The sequence below is a fragment of the Mycolicibacterium litorale genome, from assembly GCF_010731695.1.
Classification (GTDB): domain Bacteria; phylum Actinomycetota; class Actinomycetes; order Mycobacteriales; family Mycobacteriaceae; genus Mycobacterium; species Mycobacterium litorale.
On the sequence record NZ_AP022586.1, the window covers coordinates 5,368,374 to 5,386,302 of the forward strand.

At 69.3% G+C, this 17,929-nt stretch carries 18 protein-coding genes; 13 read left to right on the forward strand and 5 right to left on the reverse strand.

Annotation, left to right across the window (positions count from 1 at the left end; all coding sequences use genetic code 11):
- Positions 1-25: 25 nt before the first annotated feature.
- On the reverse strand, positions 26-883 hold the full coding sequence (locus G6N30_RS25865; protein ID WP_134056155.1) for a helix-turn-helix domain-containing protein: 858 nt from the start codon (positions 881-883) through the stop codon (positions 26-28).
- Between the two features lie 50 nt (positions 884-933).
- Here G6N30_RS25865 and G6N30_RS25870 point away from each other — a divergent pair, with 50 nt between their 5' ends.
- From G6N30_RS25870 to G6N30_RS25890, 5 genes are read left to right on the forward strand one after another with little or no spacing between them, the layout of a single operon-like run.
- Positions 934-2,640, forward strand: coding sequence for an AMP-binding protein (locus tag G6N30_RS25870; protein WP_134056153.1), 1,707 nt, complete (start codon positions 934-936; stop codon positions 2,638-2,640).
- Complete coding sequence (locus G6N30_RS25875) at positions 2,637-4,262, forward strand: AMP-binding protein (protein WP_134056151.1); 1,626 nt, start codon at positions 2,637-2,639, stop codon at positions 4,260-4,262. Before G6N30_RS25870 ends, G6N30_RS25875 begins: the two co-directional genes overlap by 4 nt.
- A 36-nt stretch (positions 4,263-4,298) precedes the next feature.
- Positions 4,299-4,703, forward strand: a complete 405-nt coding sequence (locus G6N30_RS25880) for a hypothetical protein (protein ID WP_134056149.1) — start codon at positions 4,299-4,301, stop codon at positions 4,701-4,703.
- Positions 4,704-4,761: 58 nt separating this feature from the next.
- Entirely contained in the window at positions 4,762-4,974 is a 213-nt protein-coding gene (locus G6N30_RS25885; RefSeq protein WP_134056148.1) for a DUF3072 domain-containing protein, read from the forward strand.
- Entirely contained in the window at positions 4,974-5,222 is a 249-nt protein-coding gene (locus G6N30_RS25890; protein WP_134056146.1) for a hypothetical protein, read from the forward strand. Before G6N30_RS25885 ends, G6N30_RS25890 begins: the two co-directional genes overlap by 1 nt.
- A 1-nt stretch (position 5,223) precedes the next feature.
- Here the strand turns inward: G6N30_RS25890 and G6N30_RS25895 are convergent, their stop codons facing one another.
- Positions 5,224-6,696 (reverse strand): acetyl-coenzyme A carboxylase carboxyl transferase subunits beta/alpha, encoded by a 1,473-nt coding sequence (locus tag G6N30_RS25895; RefSeq protein WP_134056144.1) that lies wholly within the window; start codon positions 6,694-6,696, stop codon positions 5,224-5,226.
- 121 nt (positions 6,697-6,817) lie between these two features.
- On the opposite strand from G6N30_RS25895, the gene G6N30_RS25900 reads away from it, so the two are divergent.
- Genes G6N30_RS25900 through G6N30_RS25935 form a run of 8 tightly spaced genes read left to right on the forward strand, consistent with a single transcriptional unit; the run spans position 6,818 to position 16,702 of the window.
- Entirely contained in the window at positions 6,818-7,999 is a 1,182-nt protein-coding gene (locus tag G6N30_RS25900; protein ID WP_134056142.1) for a glycosyltransferase family 4 protein, read from the forward strand.
- Positions 7,996-10,113, forward strand: coding sequence for an amylo-alpha-1,6-glucosidase (locus tag G6N30_RS25905; protein WP_134056139.1), 2,118 nt, complete (start codon positions 7,996-7,998; stop codon positions 10,111-10,113). Before G6N30_RS25900 ends, G6N30_RS25905 begins: the two co-directional genes overlap by 4 nt.
- Before the next feature lie 23 nt (positions 10,114-10,136).
- A complete protein-coding gene (locus tag G6N30_RS25910) occupies positions 10,137-10,871 on the forward strand; it encodes an enoyl-CoA hydratase (protein WP_134056136.1) in 735 nt (244 codons plus the stop codon).
- A gap of 1 nt (position 10,872) precedes the next feature.
- Positions 10,873-11,991 (forward strand): MBL fold metallo-hydrolase, encoded by a 1,119-nt coding sequence (locus G6N30_RS25915; RefSeq protein ID WP_134056133.1) that lies wholly within the window; start codon positions 10,873-10,875, stop codon positions 11,989-11,991.
- Between the two features lie 9 nt (positions 11,992-12,000).
- Positions 12,001-13,593 carry a serine hydrolase gene (locus G6N30_RS25920; RefSeq protein WP_134056130.1) on the forward strand — a complete coding sequence of 531 codons (1,593 nt, stop codon included), beginning with the start codon at positions 12,001-12,003 and terminating at the stop codon, positions 13,591-13,593.
- 42 nt (positions 13,594-13,635) lie between these two features.
- Positions 13,636-16,026 (forward strand): cation-translocating P-type ATPase, encoded by a 2,391-nt coding sequence (locus tag G6N30_RS25925; RefSeq protein ID WP_134056127.1) that lies wholly within the window; start codon positions 13,636-13,638, stop codon positions 16,024-16,026.
- 10 nt (positions 16,027-16,036) lie between these two features.
- Entirely contained in the window at positions 16,037-16,255 is a 219-nt protein-coding gene (locus G6N30_RS25930; protein WP_134056124.1) for an antitoxin, read from the forward strand.
- A 3-nt stretch (positions 16,256-16,258) separates the two neighbouring features.
- The gene (locus G6N30_RS25935; RefSeq protein WP_134056121.1) at positions 16,259-16,702 is read left to right on the forward strand and encodes a type II toxin-antitoxin system Rv0910 family toxin; all 444 of its coding nucleotides are present in this window, start codon (positions 16,259-16,261) and stop codon (positions 16,700-16,702) included.
- Here G6N30_RS25935 and G6N30_RS25940 read toward each other — a convergent pair.
- The 3 genes from G6N30_RS25940 to G6N30_RS27385 form a co-directional block, all read right to left on the reverse strand.
- A complete protein-coding gene (locus tag G6N30_RS25940) occupies positions 16,699-17,094 on the reverse strand; it encodes a hypothetical protein (protein ID WP_134056119.1) in 396 nt (131 codons plus the stop codon). The two genes, G6N30_RS25935 and G6N30_RS25940, sit on opposite strands and share 4 nt — an antisense overlap.
- A gap of 18 nt (positions 17,095-17,112) precedes the next feature.
- Positions 17,113-17,718 (reverse strand): hypothetical protein, encoded by a 606-nt coding sequence (locus tag G6N30_RS25945; protein WP_407664765.1) that lies wholly within the window; start codon positions 17,716-17,718, stop codon positions 17,113-17,115.
- 80 nt (positions 17,719-17,798) lie between these two features.
- A complete protein-coding gene (locus tag G6N30_RS27385; protein ID WP_264007076.1) occupies positions 17,799-17,927 on the reverse strand; it encodes a hypothetical protein in 129 nt (42 codons plus the stop codon).
- Positions 17,928-17,929: the final 2 nt, after the last annotated feature.

The following is a 17,929-nucleotide window of genomic DNA, read 5'->3' on the forward strand; positions in this document are numbered from 1 at the left end:
GACGTCGGCTCTCGGCGACGGGACGTCAGGGGATGAGGCGCAGCAGCCGCGCCCGTGACACCGATTCGTGCCGGTTGCGGGTGCCGAGTTTGGTGGCCGCGCTGCGCAGGTAACTCTTCACCGTCTCGGTCTTCAGCGAAAGACGTTGCGCCGCCTCGGCATTCGTACAACCCATCGCGACCTGTGTCAGCACGTCGAGCTCGCGGGCGCTCAGCGAGGCGTCGGCGGCGGGTCCGTCGGTGGCCAGCGCCTGCGCCAACCGGTCGGCCAGTTCACGCAGCCGTGCGCCGTCGGCGGAGTCCGCGGCCAGCCGGCGCAGCTCGGCGTGCACCTCGCGGACCTGCTCGACACCGGCGACGCCGCTGGTCGCGTTGGCCACGGCGGCTTCCCGCAGGCGCAGCCGCCGGTCGACCTCGTCGCGGATCCGCAGTTCGGTGCTCAGGCGGCGCGCCGAGTTCACCAGGAAGTCCGCGGTCTGGTCGGCGATCGGCGAGGGCGACCGTTGCGCCCCGTAGAGCACCGCGCGGGTGTCGCCGTCGACGACCACCGGGACCGCCAGCACCGACAGGATGCCCTCGCCGAGAACGGGCCCGTCGTAGTCGTGGGTGATGGTGACGTCGCGGCGGTAGTCCGACACCGACATGGGCCGCGCCGCCACCACGGTGGCTCCGCCGAGTCCGGAGTTGGGGCGCACCGCGAGCCCGTGCAAACCGCTGGTTCGCGCGCCGACGAACTCCGTGAGCACCAGTGTCCGGTCGAACACCTCACCGCCGAACGCCACCGGCAGGCCGGTCACCGTGGCGATGCGGCGCAGTTCGGCGCGCAGCGCGTCGGCGTCGCGGGGACGCAGCATCGGCGAAACCGGCGGGCGCACGAATAACACCCTCTTTCGGGGGTAGCGAGTACATGTGTGTGACGTAGAGCATATCGGGCATGAGCACCAACACCGATCTGTACCGCAGCGCGCGTGACCAGCTGGTCGCAGTCATCGGCGACTACGACAAGGCGCTGCAGACGTTCGAGTGGCCGCGGCTCGAGGGCGCCTTCAACTGGGCCACCGACTGGTTCGACGTCATCGCCCGCGATCCGGTCACCGGCGATCGGCTGGCGTTGTGGATCGTCGAGGAGGACGGCCGTGAAGCGCAGATCACCTTCGCGCAGATGGCGGACCGGTCGGACCGGGTGGCGACCTGGCTCGAGCGGCGCGGTATCGGCAAGGGAGACCGGGTCATCCTGATGCTGGGCAATCAGGTGGAGCTGTGGGAGGCCATGCTGGCCGTCGCCAAGCTGGGCGCGGTCACCATGCCGACCACGGGTGCGTTGGGCCCGGCCGACCTCGCCGACCGCATCAGCCGAGGCGGCGCGACGGCCGTGATCGCCAACGCCGCGGACGCCGGGAAGTTCGCCGACGTGCCCGGCGACTACAGTCGCATCGCGGTCGGTGCCGCCCTCACAACGCCGGCCGGCTGGGATCGCTACGCCGACGCCTACGACGTCGTCTCGGCCGGACCGTTCGCCGCGCGCACCACCGTCGACGACACGATGCTGATCTACTTCACCTCCGGCACCACCAGCAAGCCGAAACTCGTCGAACACTCGCAGGTCAGTTACCCGGTCGGGCACCTGTCGACCATGGCGTGGATCGGGGTGCGGCCCGGCGACGTGCACCTGGCGATCAGCTCCCCGGGCTGGGCCAAACACGCGTGGAGCTGCTTCTTCGCCCCGTGGATCGCCGAGGCGACGATCTTCGTCTACAACTACGGCCGGTTCGACGCCGCGGCGCTGCTGCACCAGTTGAACCGGGCGCAGGTCAACACCTTCTGCGCCCCGCCCACGGTGTGGCGCATGCTCATCCAGTCCGACCTCGGCGCGAAGCCTGCCGGGCTGCGCGAGATCCTCGGCGCCGGCGAACCGCTGAACCCGGACGTCATCGCGCAGGTGGAGAAGGCGTGGGGCCTGACGATCCGCGACGGCTTCGGCCAGACCGAGACGACGCTGCAGATCGGCAACACCCCCGGCCAGCCCGTCCGGCCGGGCTCGATGGGGCGGCCCATGCCCGGGGTGCCGGTCGTGCTGGTCGACCCGCTGACCGGCCGGCCCGCCGACGAGGGCGAGATCTGCCTGGACCTGCGGCGGCGCCCGGTCAACCTGATGACCGGATACCTCGACGACCCTGCCCGCAACGCCTCGGTCACCGAGGGTGGGTACTACCACACCGGTGACGTCGCCCGGCGCGATGCGGACGGCTACATCACCTACATCGGCCGCACCGACGACGTCTTCAAATCCTCCGATTACAAGGTGTCGCCGTTCGAGTTGGAGAGCGTGCTGATCGAGCACCCCGCGGTGGTCGAGGCCGCCGTGGTGCCGCAGCCCGACGACACCCGGCTGTCGGTGCCCAAGGCCTACGTCGCGCTGGCCGCTGGCTGGGAAGCCAACGCCGACACCGCGAAAGCGATCATGGAGTACGCCCGCGACCACCTCGCGCCCTACCTCAAGGTCCGCCGCGTCGAGTTCTACGAACTGCCCAAGACGATCTCCGGCAAGATCCGCAGGGTCGAGCTGCGCCGTCGCGAAGAAGACAGCGCGGGGCGGGCGATCGCAACCGAGTACCGCTACGAGGACCTGGTGAGTGGATGAAAGCCTACGATGCCGGACCGACCGACACCCCCATCATCGAGCAGACCATCGGGGCGCACTTCGAACGCATCGTCGCGCGGTATCCGGACACCGAGGCGCTGGTCGAGGTGTTCACCGGCCGACGCTGGACCTACGCCGAGCTGAATGCCGAAATCGACCTCACCGCACGGGGTTTGATAGCGCTCGGGGTGCAGCGCGGTGAGCGGGTGGGGATCTGGGCGCCCAACTGCGCGGAGTGGACGGTGGTGCAGTACGCGGCGGCGAAGATCGGCGCGATCCTGGTCAACATCAACCCGGCCTACCGCACCCACGAACTGGCCTACGCGCTGGAGCAGTCCGGCGTGCGAACGCTGATCGCGGCCACGTCGTTCAAGGGCTCCGACTACGTCGCGATGGTCGACGAGGTGCGTGCCCGCTGCACCGGTCTGCGTGAGGTGATCTACCTCGGCACCGACGACTGGGGGGCCCTGCAGCGGCAAGCCGACACCGTGACGACCAGGCAGCTGACGAACTGTATGGCCGAATTGGCCGCCGGCGACGCGGTCAACATCCAGTACACTTCGGGCACAACGGGTTTCCCGAAGGGCGCGACGCTGTCGCACCGCAACATCCTCAACAACGGCTTCTTCGTCACCGAGTCCATCAATTTCGGCCCGACCGACCGGCTGTGCATCCCGGTGCCGTTCTACCACTGCTTCGGCATGGTGATGGGCAACCTCGGCTGCACCACCCACGGCGCCACCATGGTGATCCCGGCGCCGGGTTTCGATGCCGGCCTCACCTTGGCGGCGATCGAACAGGAAAGGTGCACAGCCGTTTACGGAGTGCCGACGATGTTCATCGCGATGCTCGCCCACCCGGACTTCGGCCGCACCGAGCTGTCGTCGCTGCGAACCGGCATCATGGCCGGTTCGGTGTGTCCGGTCGAGGTGATGAAACGCTGCGTCGACGAGATGCACATGACCGAGGTCGCGATCGCCTACGGCATGACGGAGACCTCACCGGTGTCCTGTCAGACGCTGATCGACGACGACCTCGAACGACGCACCGCAACGATCGGCCGGGCCCATCCGCACGTCGAGGTCAAGATCGTCGATCCGGCCACCGGCCAGACCGTCGAACGCGGTGAGCCGGGCGAGTTCTGCACCCGCGGTTACTCGGTGATGCTCGGCTACTGGAACGACCCGGCCAAGACCGCCGAGGCCATCGACGCCGAGGGTTGGATGCACACCGGCGACCTGGCGGTCATGCGGGAGGACGGCTACTGCAACGTCGTCGGCCGGCTCAAGGACATGGTGATCCGCGGCGGGGAGAACGTCTATCCGCGGGAGATCGAGGAGTTCCTCTACACCCATCCCGACATCGAGGATGCGCAGGTGATCGGCGTACCCGACGAGAAGTACGGCGAGGAGGTCTGCGCGTGGATCCGCATGAAGCGCGGCCGCCCGCCGCTGACCGCCGACGCGGTGCGTGACTTCGCCAGCGGCAAGCTCGCGCACTACAAGATCCCGCGCTACGTCCATGTCGTCGACGAGTTCCCGATGACCGTCACCGGGAAGGTGCGCAAGGTGGACATGCGGGCCGAGAGTGTGCGACTGCTCGGCCTGCACAGCGCCGATTGAGCTGCCGACGTCGGCCGGTACTGCGAGGATGGGGCGATGTCCGCCGCGCACCGGTCGGCCGTCATCGCACGGCGCGGCTGCGCGCTGGTCGCCCTCGGGTCCGCCGGTCTGCATCTGACGTCGCTCGGCCATGCCACCGTCTCGGTGTCAGGCGTGCTGCTCGCGATGATGGTCGCCGGCTGCGTCTTCTGCACCAGGGAGCTGTGGGTGGTGGGCTCGCTGCGGGCGTGGTTGGTCGTCGCGCTGATGAACATCGCGATGATCGCGCTGCACCTGCCCGCGCCCACCCATCACCACGGTGGCTCGGCGGCGACCGACGCCTCGCTCGCGATGAGCCTGGCGACGCTGTTGGCGTTGGTCGAGGTCTGCGCGGCCGCCGCGGTGCTGTATGTCCGCACCCGCCGTCTCGGCGCCGCGCTGGACGATGATCGCCGCCACTGATCGCACTGATGTTCGGATGACGCGCATAGTCGGGGGCGCGAGCGGGCATAGAACCGTCATGAGTGAAGACCCAGGCACCGCGCCACAGGAGAACCCGCAGAAAGACCAGTCGGAGTGGGTCACCGGTGACGAGCCGATGACCGGTCCGCAGCGAAGCTATCTGAACACGCTGGCGCAGGAGGCGGGGGAGGAGATCCCCGAGAACCTCACGAAGGCCCAGGCATCGGAGATGATCGATCGACTACAGCAGCAGACTGGACGGGGGCAGTGATGACCATCAGCGCAGACGACGTACGCCAGTTGCTCGGTGCCGAGGGGGAGGCCGTGCTGGTGCTCATCGAGGGCCGCGCCGAAGTGGTGACGGCCGGACAGTTGGGTTCGGACCGGTACCTGGGCGCTCTGGAAATCATCAGCCGCGATGAGCTGCTCAAACGCACGGGCGGGGCGGATCTGAGCGACCGCGAACTCGAGGAGCAGGCGGCCACCCTCAACAGCGCCGTCGACGAACTGGGCGGCTGAGTCAGGGCAGTCCGATGCGCCGGTAGCGGTCCAGTCGCCGCTGCAGCCGTGTCTCGGCAGGCACGCCGCGCAGCGCGTGCAGTTCCGCGGCGATGGTGTCGGACAACCGGTGGGTGAATTCGAGCGGTTCGTCGGCGGCGTCGGGATGTTCGCCGACGATCGCGTCGACGATGCCGTTGCGCAACAGATCCGCCGACCGCACCCCCTGGGCTGCGGCCAGTTCCGCGGCGTGGTCGAGGTCGCGGTAGACGATCGCACTGGCACCCTCGGGCGGCAGTGGCGCGAGCCAGCCGTGCAGTGCGGCCAGCACCCGGTCGGCGGGCACCATCGCCAGCGCGGGTCCCCCCGAGCCCTGCCCCATCAACACCGACACCGTCGGCGTGTCCAGCGTGACGAGATCGGCCAGGCAGCGAGCGATCTCCCCGGCGAGCCCGCCCTGTTCCGCCTCGACCGTCAGCGCCGGCCCGGCGGTGTCGATGACGAGGACCAGCGGCAGTTGCAGCCCGGCCGCCAGCGCCATCCCGCGGCGCGCCTCGCGCAGCGCCGCCGGTCCGACCATGCCGCCGACCACCCGCTGCTGGCCGAGGACGACGGCGGGCTGCCCCCCGAAGCGAGCCAGGGCGAGCAGCGTGGTCGCCGCCTCGCCGCGGCCCGTGCCCGAGAGCAGCACGCGGTCAGTGGTGCCGTGCCGCAGCAGGTAACCCACCCCCGGCCGGTCCGGGCGCCGTGACGCCTCCACCGACGTCCACGCCGGGACGTCGGGCAGCGGCTCCACCGGCGGTGCGTCGGGCGGCGGGTCCGCCGCGTCCGAGACGACGGTGAGCGCCCGGTTCAGCGTCGCGCGCAGCATGGCCAGCGGCACCACCCCGTCGATGACGCCGTGCCGGTGCAGGTTCTCCGCGGTCTGGATGCCCGACGGGAACGGTTCGCCGTACAGGTGCTCGTAGACGCGGGGCCCGAGGAACCCCACCAGCGCACCGGGTTCGGCGGCGGTGACGTGCCCGAGCGACCCCCACGAGGCGAACACCCCGCCGGTCGTCGGGTGGCGCAGGTAGACCAGGTAGGGCAGATGCGCCTGCTTGTGCAGTTCCACCGCGGCGGTGATCTTGACCATCTGCAGGAAGGCGACGGTGCCCTCTTGCATGCGGGTGCCGCCCGAGGACGGTGACGCCACCAGCGGCAGCCGCTCGGCGGTGGCGCGCCGTACCGCGGCGGTGATGCGTTCGGCGGCGGCCACCCCGATCGAGCCGGCCAGGAAGTCGAACTCGCACGCCACCACCGCGACGCGACGCCCGAACACCGTGCCCTCACCGGTCAGCACCGCTTCGTCGAGGCCGGTCGCCTCCGCGGCGGCCGCCAGGTCGGCGCGGTAGGAATCGGTCGTGGCCACCTCCAGGGGAGGGCTGTCCCAGCTGCGGAACGATCCTTCGTCCAGCACGGCGTCACGCAGCTCGAGGGCACCGATCCGGCTCACCGGGCCAGGCTAGCGGTCCCCGCACGCTGCGCCGGTGGCGAAGCGTCGCGCGCGTCGCCATAATTAGCACTCGCCGGATACGAGTGCTAGTTCGTGCCGATTGTCGACAGAAAGGAAAACCGTGAGCGGCAGCGCTTTTCTCTCCGATCCCCACGACTCTGGCGCCGACGACGTCTCGCGCCCGCTGCGCGTCGTTCTCGTCGCACCGCCGTACTTCGACGTCCCGCCCAAGGGCTACGGCGGCACCGAGGCCGTGGTTGCCGACCTCGCCGACGCCCTGGTCGCCCGCGGGCATCGCGTCACCCTCCTCGGCGCGGGTACCCCCGGTACCGCGGCCGAATTCATACCGCTTTGGGACGCAACGCTTTCCGACCGTCTCGGTGAGCCCTATCCCGAGGTGATGCACACGCTGCGGGTACGACGGGCCATCGCCCGTATTGCCGGCGACGTGGGCGCCGACATCATCCATGACCACACCTTCGCCGGACCACTCAACGCGCAGGCCTACCGTGCGATGGGGCTGCCGACCGTCGTCACCGTGCACGGACCGATCGACGACGATCTCGGGCCGTACTACCGTGAACTGGGCCGGGACGTCGGGCTCATCGCGATCAGTGACCGGCAACGTGAGCTCGCCCCAGACCTCAATTGGGTTGGCCGCGTACACAATGCGCTGCGTGTGGAGGATTGGCCGTTCGCCGCGGACAAGGGTGACTATGCGCTGTTCCTCGGCCGCTACGCGCCGTACAAGGGGGCGCATCTGGCGCTCGAGGCCGCCCATCGCGCCGGGATACCGCTGGTTCTGGCCGGCAAATGCGACGAACCCAGTGAGAAGCGGTACTTCGACGAATGTGTGCGGCCGTTGTTGACCGACCGTGATCACGTGTTCGGACCCGCCGATGCGACCGCCAAGCGCAAACTGCTGGCCGGAGCGCGCTGCCTGCTGTTCCCGGTGCAGTGGGAGGAGCCGTTCGGCATGGTGATGATCGAGGCGATGGCCTGCGGCACACCGGTGGTGGCGCTGCGCGGCGGGGCCGTGCCCGAGGTGGTGGTCGACGGGGTGACCGGCGTCATCTGCGAGGACCCCGCACAGCTGCCGGCCGCCATCGAGGCGGCCGATTCACTGGACCCGGCCGCGTGCCGGCGCCATGTGGCGGCGAATTTCAGTGTGAGTCAGTTCGGTTCGGGTTACGAGCGGATCTATCGACATGTCGTCGCAGGGGAGAAGACCCCGAGAAGCGGTGTCACGCTGCGCCGCATCCTCGCCGACCCGTACCGGCCGGAGGAGCGGACGAGCGCATGACCACCGCGCTGAACACCGGAGAGTCCGCGAGCCTCGGATCTGGCGGTGACACCGTCACACTGGTCGAAGGCGGGACGTTCTGCCTGTCCGACCGGCGCGGTGACGTCCGCGAGGGAGGGTCGCACGGCCTGTTCTTCCGCGACGCGCGGGTGTTGTCGCGCTGGGAGTTGCGGGTGGACGGCCGGGCGCCCGAGCCGCTCGCGGTGCAGACACCGGAAGCCTTCGCCGCGCAGTTCGTCATGCGCCGCGCGCCGCGACCCGGACTGGCGGACAGCACGCTGTTGCTGGTCCGCGAACGGCTTGTCGCCGACGGGATGCGCGAGACGATCTCACTGCACAACCTCGACGACGAAGCCACCGTGGTGACCATCGAACTGCTCGCCGACGCCGACTTCGCCGACCTGTTCTCGGTCAAGGAAGGTCGAGCCGCCTCGGGCGGCGCGGAGACGGCGGTCGTCGACGACGAGTTGGTGCTGCACGACCGCACCGACCTCGTGCGCGGCGTGCGGGTCACCGCCTCCGGCGGGCCGGCGGTGTCGCCGGGCGCGCTGACCTGGCGGGTGGTGGTGGCGCCCCGACAGTGCCGGCGGTTGGAGCTCACCGTGCAGCCGACGTGGGCGAACCAGAGCGTGAAGAGCCGGTTCCGGCACGGGGAGGAGCTGCAGGCCAGCGCCCCCGCCCGCAAGATCGCCGCCTGGCGCGACACCACCACGACCGTGGAGACCGACCATCCGGCGCTGATGCAGGTGCTCACCCGCACCGAGAGCGATCTCGGTGCGTTGCTGATCGACGACGACGCGGCCGGCAGGCCGTTCGTGGCCGCGGGCGCGCCCTGGTACATGACACTGTTCGGCCGCGACAGCCTGCTGACGGCGTGGATGGCGCTGCCGATTGACGTCGGGCTGTCGGTGGGAACGCTGCAGCAGCTGGCCGAGACGCAGGGCCGGCGGGAGGACCCGGTCACCGAGGAGCAGCCCGGCAGGATCATGCACGAGATCCGGCGGGGCCCCGCCAGTGCCGACGCCCTCGGAGGGAACGTCTACTACGGATCGGTCGATGCGACGCTGCTGTTCGTGATGCTGCTGGCCGAGGCGTGGCGCTGGGGCGCCGACGAGGCGGCCGTGCGGGCCCTCCTGCCGGCGGCCGACGCCGCGCTGGAGTGGGCCGAGCACTACGGCGACGGTGACGGCGACGGGTTCGTCGAGTACCGGCGCGCCACCGACCGCGGATTGATCAATCAGGGCTGGAAGGACAGTTTCGACGGCATCAACGACGCGACCGGCCGTGTCGCCACCGCGCCGATCGCGCTCTGCGAGGTGCAGGGCTATCACTACGCGGCGCTGCTGGGCCGGGCCGAACTCGCAGAAGCGTTCGACGAGGCCGCGCTCGCGGCACGGCTCCGCAGCCGCGCCGAGTCGCTGCGGAAACGGTTCATCGACGCCTTCTGGCTGCCCGACCGAGGCTGGTACGCGGTGGCGCTCGACGGTCGCAAGCAGCCCGTGGACGCACTCACCAGCAACGTCGGCCACTGCCTGTGGACCGGCATCGCCACCGACGAGCATGCCCAGCGCATCGTCGAACGCCTGGCGGACGAGGACATGGATTCCGGGTTCGGCCTGCGGACGCTGGCCACCACCATGGGCGCCTACAACCCGATGAGCTACCACAACGGCTCCGTCTGGCCCCATGACACCGCGATCGTGATCGCCGGCCTGCTGCGCTACGCACACATCAACGGCGCCGTGGAACTGGCGGAGCGGCTCGCCGCCGGGTTGCTCGAAGCGGCCGGTGCGTTCGGCGGCCGGCTGCCGGAGCTGTACTGCGGTTTCCCGCGTGCGCAGTTCGGCTCGCCGGTGCCGTATCCGACATCGTGCTCACCGCAGGCCTGGGCCAGTGCCGCGCCATTGTTGCTGGTGCGGTCCTTCCTCGGGCTTCAGCCGCACGTGCCACAGCGTCGGCTGACGGTGTGCCCGCGGCTGCCGCGGGACTGGGGCCACGTCACGCTGACAGATCTGCGGCTCGGTGACGTCACGGTCCATGTGCGCGCCGAAGGGGAGGTGGTCAAGGTCGACGGGCTGGACGATGGGTGGCAGGTGGTCACGACCGGGGCATGACGTGGCCTCTATACAGTGGCCGCATGATTGGTGTCACACGCGACGGCCATGTGCTCACCCTGGAGATGCAGCGGGCCGAGCGCCGCAACGCGCTCAACGGCGAACTCGTCGACGGGCTGCGCGAGGCGATCGAGAAGGCCGCCACCGAGGACGTCCGCGCGATCGTCCTGACCGGTCAGGGCCACGTGTTCAGCTCGGGGGCCGACCTGTCCGGCGGCCAGGGCGTCGCCGACGAACTGCCCGACAAGGCCAGGGCGCTGAACTTCGCGATCGACCGGGCGCCGGTCCCGGTGATAGCCGCGGTCAACGGCCCCGCGATCGGCGCCGGCGTCATCCTGTCGATGATCTGCGACCTGCGCGTCGTCGCGCCCGAGGCGTACTTCCAGTTCCCGGTCGCGAAATACGGGATCGCACTGGACAACTGGAGCATCCGCCGGCTGACGTCGCTGGTCGGGGCCGGCCGGGCGCGCGGCATGCTGCTGGCCGCCGAGCGGCTCACCTCCGAGGTCGCGCTGCAGACCGGGATGGCGAACCGCATCGGCACGCTCGACGACGCCCAGGCGTGGGCGCAGGAGATCGCGGGCTTCGCGCCGCTGGCCCTGCAGCACGCCAAGCGGGTGCTCAACGACGACGGCGCCTACGAGGATCCGTGGCCGGCGCACCAGGAACTGTTCGACAGGGCCTGGGCCAGCCAGGACATCATCGAGGCGCAGGTGGCCCGCATCGAGAAGCGGCCGCCGAGGTTCAAGGGGGCCTGAGGTGATGGGGTCAGCGCTGCGGTTCGGATTCGGTACGGCCTCGGTGCTGGCCGGCGGCTGGGTACTGCGGGCGCTGCAGGGCACGCCGGCCTCGCTGGGCGCCACCCCCGCCGAGATCCACCCCGTCGCCAGGCGTAGCCCGAACTACCGCGACGGCGCGTTCGTGAACCTGGAACCGGCCGCGGCGATGAGCCTGGACGCCGAACAGGGCCGGATGCTGGTGCGCGAACTGGTCACCGGACGCGACAGCGGAAAACCGGGCGCGCCGATCCCCATCGTCACACCCACCTCCTCCGACGGGGATGCGGCGGGGCTGGCGGCCTACTGGCACGGGCACTCGACCGCGTTGATCGAGGTCGACGGCTACCGCGTGCTCACCGATCCGATCTGGAGCGACCGCTGCTCGCCGTCGCGTACGGTCGGCCCGCAACGCATGCACGAACCCCCGGTGCCGCTGGAACAACTGCCCGCGGTGGACGCGGTGCTGATCAGCCACGACCACTACGACCACCTCGACATCGACACGATCCTCGGCCTCGCGCGCACGCAGCGCGCACCGTTCTGCGTCCCCGTCGGCGTCGGCGCTCACCTGCGCAAGTGGGGTATCTCCGAGGCGCGCATCGTCGAACTCGACTGGAACGAAAGCCACCGGATCGGCGAACTCACGCTCGTGTGCACCCCCGCCCGGCACTTCTCCGGGCGGCTGTTCACCCGCAACACCACGCTGTGGTCGTCGTGGGTGATCACCGGACCGCAGCACCGCGTGTTCTTCGGCGGGGACACCGGCTACACCGCCAGCTTCGCCGAGATCGGTTCGGAATTCGGGCCGTTCGATCTGACGCTGATGCCGGTGGGCGCGTATCACCCGGCGTGGCCGGACATCCACATGAACCCCGAGGAGGCCGTCCGCGCCCACCGGGACATGACCGATGTGGACGCGGGCGTGCTGCTGCCGATCCACTGGGGCACCTTCCGGTTGGCGCCGCACGCCTGGGCCGAACCGGTGGAGCGGCTGCTGTCGGCGGCCGGCCCGGCCGGCGTGCGCGTGGTGGTGCCCAAACCCGGACAGCGTGTGGAGCGTGGCGCGTCACCGCCGATAGAGCCATGGTGGCAGCTCTGAGCGGATAGCGTGACGGCTGTGACTCGCCGACTCCTGCCGTTCGTCGCCCTCGCCGCGGCACTCACCCTGGTCGCAGGGTGTGACTCCGCGCCGACCGAGGCGCCGCAGTCCACCTCGGCGAAACCGCAGTCCGACGTCCCGCCGCCGCTGGTGCCCGCGATGGCGCTGCCCGACGGAGCCGTGGACAACGCCGTCGCGAAACTCGACGGCATGGTTCAGGATCTGCTGGACAAGACCGGTATCCCCGGCATGGCCGTCGCCGTCGTCCATGGTGGAAAAACCGTGTACGCCAAGGGTTTCGGTGTCACCGACGTCAGGACAGGGGCGAAGGTGGATCCGGATACGGTGTTCCAGCTCGCCTCCCTGTCCAAACCGCTGGGCGCCACCGTCGTCGCCCACCAGGTCGGGCAGGGCGCGGTCGGCTGGGACACCCCGATCGTGTCGAAACTGCCGTGGTTCGCGCTGTCGGATCCCGCGGTCACCCAGATGGTCACGGTCGGCGATCTCTACTCGCACCGCTCGGGGCTGCCCGACCATGCCGGTGATCTCCTCGAAGACGTCGGCTACGACCGCCGAGCGATCCTCGAGCGGTTACGTCAGCTGCCGCTGGCGCCGTTCCGAGATTCCTACGCTTACACGAACTTCGGGCTCACCGCCGCCGCGGAGGCGGTCGCCACCGCCGCGGGCAAACCGTGGGAGACGCTCAGCGAGGAGGTGCTGTACCGGCCCCTGGGCATGACGTCGACGAGCTCCCGCTTCGCCGACTACGAGAAACGGCCCGACCGCGCAGTCGGGCACATCCACGTCGACGGCCGCTACGAGCCGAGCTACATCCGCAACGCCGACGCGGAAGGCCCGGCCGGCGGGGTGAGTTCGTCGGCCAACGACGTCGCCAAGTGGCTGGCCATGGTGCTCGCCGACGGTAAGGCAGGCGGTGACCAGCTGGTCGACTCCGAGGCCCTGCTGCCCGCGCTGACGCCGCAGAGCGTGTCGAGTCCGGCCAGCGAACCGGCGATGCGCACCGGCTTCTACGGGTTCGGCTTCAACGTCGGCACCTCGTCGGCCGCGCGCGTCGAGCTCAGCCACTCCGGGGCGTTCGAACTCGGCGCGGGAACGAACTTCCTGATCCTGCCGTCGGCGGACGTGGCGATCGTCGCGCTGACGAACGCGACCCCGGCCGGTGTTCCCGAGACGCTGACCGCCCAGTTCGCCGACCTCGTGCAATTCGGTGAGGTCCGGGAGGACTGGTACGGCCTCTACAACGCGGCGTTCGTCGCCATGGAGAAACCGCTGGGATCGCTGGTCGGCAAGCAGGCGCCGGCCAATCCCGCGCCGTCCGCCCCGCCCGCGTCCCTGGCGGGGGTGTACAACAACGACTTCTGGGGTCCGGCCACCGTCACCGAGGCGGGCGGTTCACTGGGGCTGCAGGTCGGGCCGGGCGGTGACGTCTGGCCGCTGACGCACTGGGACGGCAACGTGTTCACGTTCAGCTTCGTCTCGGAGAATTCCCCGCCGGGTTCGGTGTCCAAGGCCACCTTCGACGGAAACCGCTTGACGCTGGAGTACTTCGACGAGGAGCACAACGGGGTCTTCGTGCGATGAGAGTCCCGCGATGAGCGCTTGCGCGAAGAGCCGGGTCCTCCGATGACGGCGGGTCCGGCTCTCACCGTCGCCGGGCTGACCGACGACGAGGTCGCCCACCGCGTCGCCGAGGGCAAGTCCAACGACGTCCCGACGCGGGCGGCACGCACCACCTCGGAGATCGTCCGCGCCAACGTCTTCACCCGCATCAACGCCATCCTCGGCGTGCTGTTCCTCATCGTGCTGTCGACCGGTTCGCTCATCAATGGCGCTTTCGGCCTGCTGATCATCGCCAACAGTGGCATCGGCATCATCCAGGAACTGCGGGCCAAGCGGACGCTGGACAGGCTCGCGATCGTCGGACAGGCGAAACCGTTGGTGCGCAGGCGGTCCGGAACCCAGACTCTGACACCCAGCGACGTCGTGCTCGACGACATCATCGAGCTCGGACCCGGCGACCAGATCGTCGTCGACGGTGTGGTGGTCGAGGAGACCAACCTGGAGGTCGACGAATCCCTGCTCACCGGCGAAGCCGACCCGATCGCCAAAGACGCGGGCGACGCGGTGATGTCGGGCAGTTTCGTGGTGGCCGGCTCCGGCGCCTACCGCGCCACCAAGGTCGGGCGAGAGGCCTATGCCGCGAAACTCGCCGAGGAGGCGAGCAAGTTCACGCTGGTGAAATCCGAACTGCGCAGCGGTATCAACCAGATCCTCCGGTTCATCACCTACCTGCTCGTGCCGGCCGGTCTGCTCACCATCTACACGCAGCTGTTCACCACCGAAACCGGCTGGAAGCGTGCGGTGTTGGCGATGGTCGGCGCACTCGTGCCGATGGTGCCCGAGGGCCTGGTGCTGATGACGTCGATCGCATTCGCCGTCGGCGTGGTCCGGCTGGGCCGGCGCCAGTGCCTGGTCAACGAACTGCCGGCCATCGAGGGCCTGGCCCGGGTCGACGTGGTGTGCGCCGACAAGACGGGCACGCTCACCGAGAACGGGATGCGGTTGTCGGGGCTGGAAGCGGTCACCGCCGACCACGTCGAGGATGTGCTGGCGTCGATGGCCGCCGACGACACCCGGCCGAACGCCAGCATCCAGGCGATCGCCGAGGCGTACCCCGACCCGCCCGGGTGGACCGCCACCGCGATCGCGCCGTTCAAGTCCGCCACCAAGTGGAGCGGGGTCTCCTACGGCGAGCACGGCAACTGGGTGATCGGTGCCCCTGACGTGCTGCTCGACCGCGGCTCGCCGGTCGCCGAGCAGGCCGAAGAGATCGGCGCCCGCGGACTGCGCGTGCTGCTGGTCGGGTCCACCGATCTGCCGGTGGACGATCCGGCCGCCCCGGGCACCGTGACCCCCGTCGCGCTCGTCGTCCTCGAACAGCGGGTGCGACCCGACGCCCGCGACACCCTCGACTACTTCGCCACCCAGCAGGTCTCGGTCAAGGTCATCTCCGGCGACAACGCGGTGTCCGTCGGCGCGGTCGCGGGCTCGCTGGGCCTGCGCGGCGAATGCATGGACGCCCGGCAGCTGCCGCAGTCCACGGGTGAACTGGCCGAGACGATCGAGAGCCACACCACCTTCGGCCGCGTCCGCCCGGACCAGAAGCGGGCGATGGTGCACGCCCTGCAGTCGCGCGGGCACACCGTGGCGATGACCGGCGACGGGGTCAACGACGTCCTCGCGCTCAAGGACGCCGACATCGGCGTGGCGATGGGTTCGGGCAGCCCCGCCACCCGCGCGGTCGCCCAGATCGTGCTGCTGGACAACAAGTTCGCCACCCTGCCGTACGTGGTCGGTGAGGGTCGCCGGGTGATCGGCAACATCGAACGCGTCTCGAACCTGTTCCTCACCAAGACCGTCTACTCGGTGCTGCTGGCGGTTCTCGTCGGGGTGGCGGGTCTGGCGTCCGAGGTGTTCGACACCGATCCGCTGTTGTTCCCGTTCCAGCCGATCCACGTGACGATCGCGGCGTGGTTCACCATCGGCATCCCGGCGTTCATCCTGTCGCTGGCGCCCAACAACGAGCGGGCGCACACCGGGTTCGTACGGCGGGTGATGAGCGCGGCGCTTCCGTCGGGTCTGGTGGTGGGCGCCGCGACGTTCACCTCGTACCTGCTGGCCTATCAGGGCCGCGCCGCCAGTGAGACCGAGCAGACGCAGGCCTCCACCGCGGCGCTCATCACGTTGCTGGTGACAGCGATCTGGGTGCTGGCCGTGGTGGCCCGGCCCTACGAGTGGTGGCGGGTGGCGCTCGTCGCGCTGTCGGCGTTGGCGTACGTGGTGATCTTCTCGATCCCGTGGGCTCAGGAGCTGTTCATCCTCGACCCGACGAATGTGCGGACCACAGCCATGGCGCTCGGTGTCGGGGTGGTGGGCGCGGCGGGCATCGAGGCCCTCTGGTGGATCCAGGGGAGGTTGCTCGGCGACAACCGGCGGTTGTGGCGCGAACGGTAGGCTGGACCGCATGGCATTCCTCGACAAAGTGAAGAACTGGGTGTCGAAGAACCCCGACAAGGCCGGCAGCGCGATCGAGAAGGCCGGCGACCTCTTCGACCAGAAGACGCAGGGGCGCTACTCCGACAAGGTGAACAAGGCCCAGAGCGCGGCCCGCAACTACGTCGACAAGAACACCCCGCCCGGCCAGGGCCCCATCAACCCTCCGCAGCCGCCGAGGCAGCCCTGACCGATGGCCAAACTGTCCGTCTCCGTCGATGTCCCACTACCGCCGGAGAAGGCGTGGGAGTGCGCCTCCGATCTGTCGCGGTACAAGGAATGGCTGTCCATCCACCGGGTGTGGCGGTCGAAGCTGCCCGAAACGCTGGACAAGGGCGCCCAGATCGACTCCATCGTCGAGGTGATGGGGATGGCCACCCGCGTGCACTGGACCATCGTCCATTACAAGCCGCCGCAGGCGATGACGCTCAACGGCGACGGCAAGGGCGGGGTGAAGGTGAAGCTGCTGGGGAAGGTGAAGCCGTCGGAGACCGGTGACGGTTCGACCGTCACCTTCGACATCCACCTCGGTGGGCCCGCGCTGTTCGGGCCGATCGGCATGGTGGTCGCCGGCGCCCTCAAGAGCGACATCCGTGAGTCGCTGGAGAGGTTCAAGTCGGTCTTCGCGCCTGCCTAGCGACCCCCGAGGGTCTGCCGCTCCTCGTGGATGCGGACCAGTTCCCGGAAGCCCAGCCGGTGGTACTTCGGCACCGGCTGGATCCCCCACTCGTCCTGAGCCGTGTCCTTACCCTCGGCGCCTTCGGGCGGGCCCAGCGGCGGGTAGGGGTACTTGCACTCCAGGGTGTCGTCGGAGTACCGCACCTTGAGGAGTTCGCTGCAGATCTCGGTGAGGCTCAGCGTCGGGAAGCCGTAGTAGACCGCCATGAAGGGCAGCGTGAACGCACCCTCGACGACGAGTGCGACCAGGCAGACCAGTACCGCCCGCTTGATCCACTTGTGCATCCGCGCGTAGTAGGGCGTGGTTCCCGGCGGCAGGTCGTCAGGCTTCGTGTCTTCGGTGGTGGTCATGGTCGTCTCCAAATCCGTTCAGTCTGAGAAGATCTCGCGGTTGACGGTGTGCAGGTAGGGGATGGCGAGGAACGGCGTGATGTAGAAGATGTCGTAGAGCCACCAGCCGATGACGGGGAAGACGACGCCGGCGTAACGGACGTCGGCGAACATCGTCATGTTGAACACGTAGGCGCACCAGATGACCACGCCCATCCAGCAGGTGACGATCATCCACTGGTGGCCCCACCGCTTCATCTGCAGGAAACCGATCGCGGCGGCGACGCGCATCGCGAACACGGTGAGGATGAGCCCGGCCACGAAGGCCTTCTCACCCGGGGCGGCCGAACCGCCGACCAACGACTCGTTGTAGTGCCAGAAGTAGCCGGCGTCGAACATATTGCCCCACCCGACCATCAGCACCCGGTTGATGAGGGTGTGGTTGGCCACCAGATCCAGGGCCCAGCCGAGGCTGTTGAGCATGCCGTCGATCAGCACGAGGTAGCCGATCAATGTGACGATCATCGGTCGCACCGACAGGCCCGCGCGCAGCGCCTGGCGTTGCAGCCACACCCCGCGCATGAAGATCGGGAAGCCGATCAGTCCCGGCGCCCACATCCCCATCAGCGCCGCGCCGGTGATCATCCACTTGTCGGCCCGGCGCTGCGCGGCCCGCGATTCGTCGTGGTGGTCCTCGAGGCCGACCGCACCGAGCGAGGCGGCGGTCACAGGTCCCACCAACCCCTGGCGAACGACATGTAGAGCTGGATGAGGAACATCGCCAGCAGGTAGCCGTAGATGACGATCTGCAGGACGATCAGTGCCCGCTTGCGTTTGCGCTCTTGCTCGTTCACGT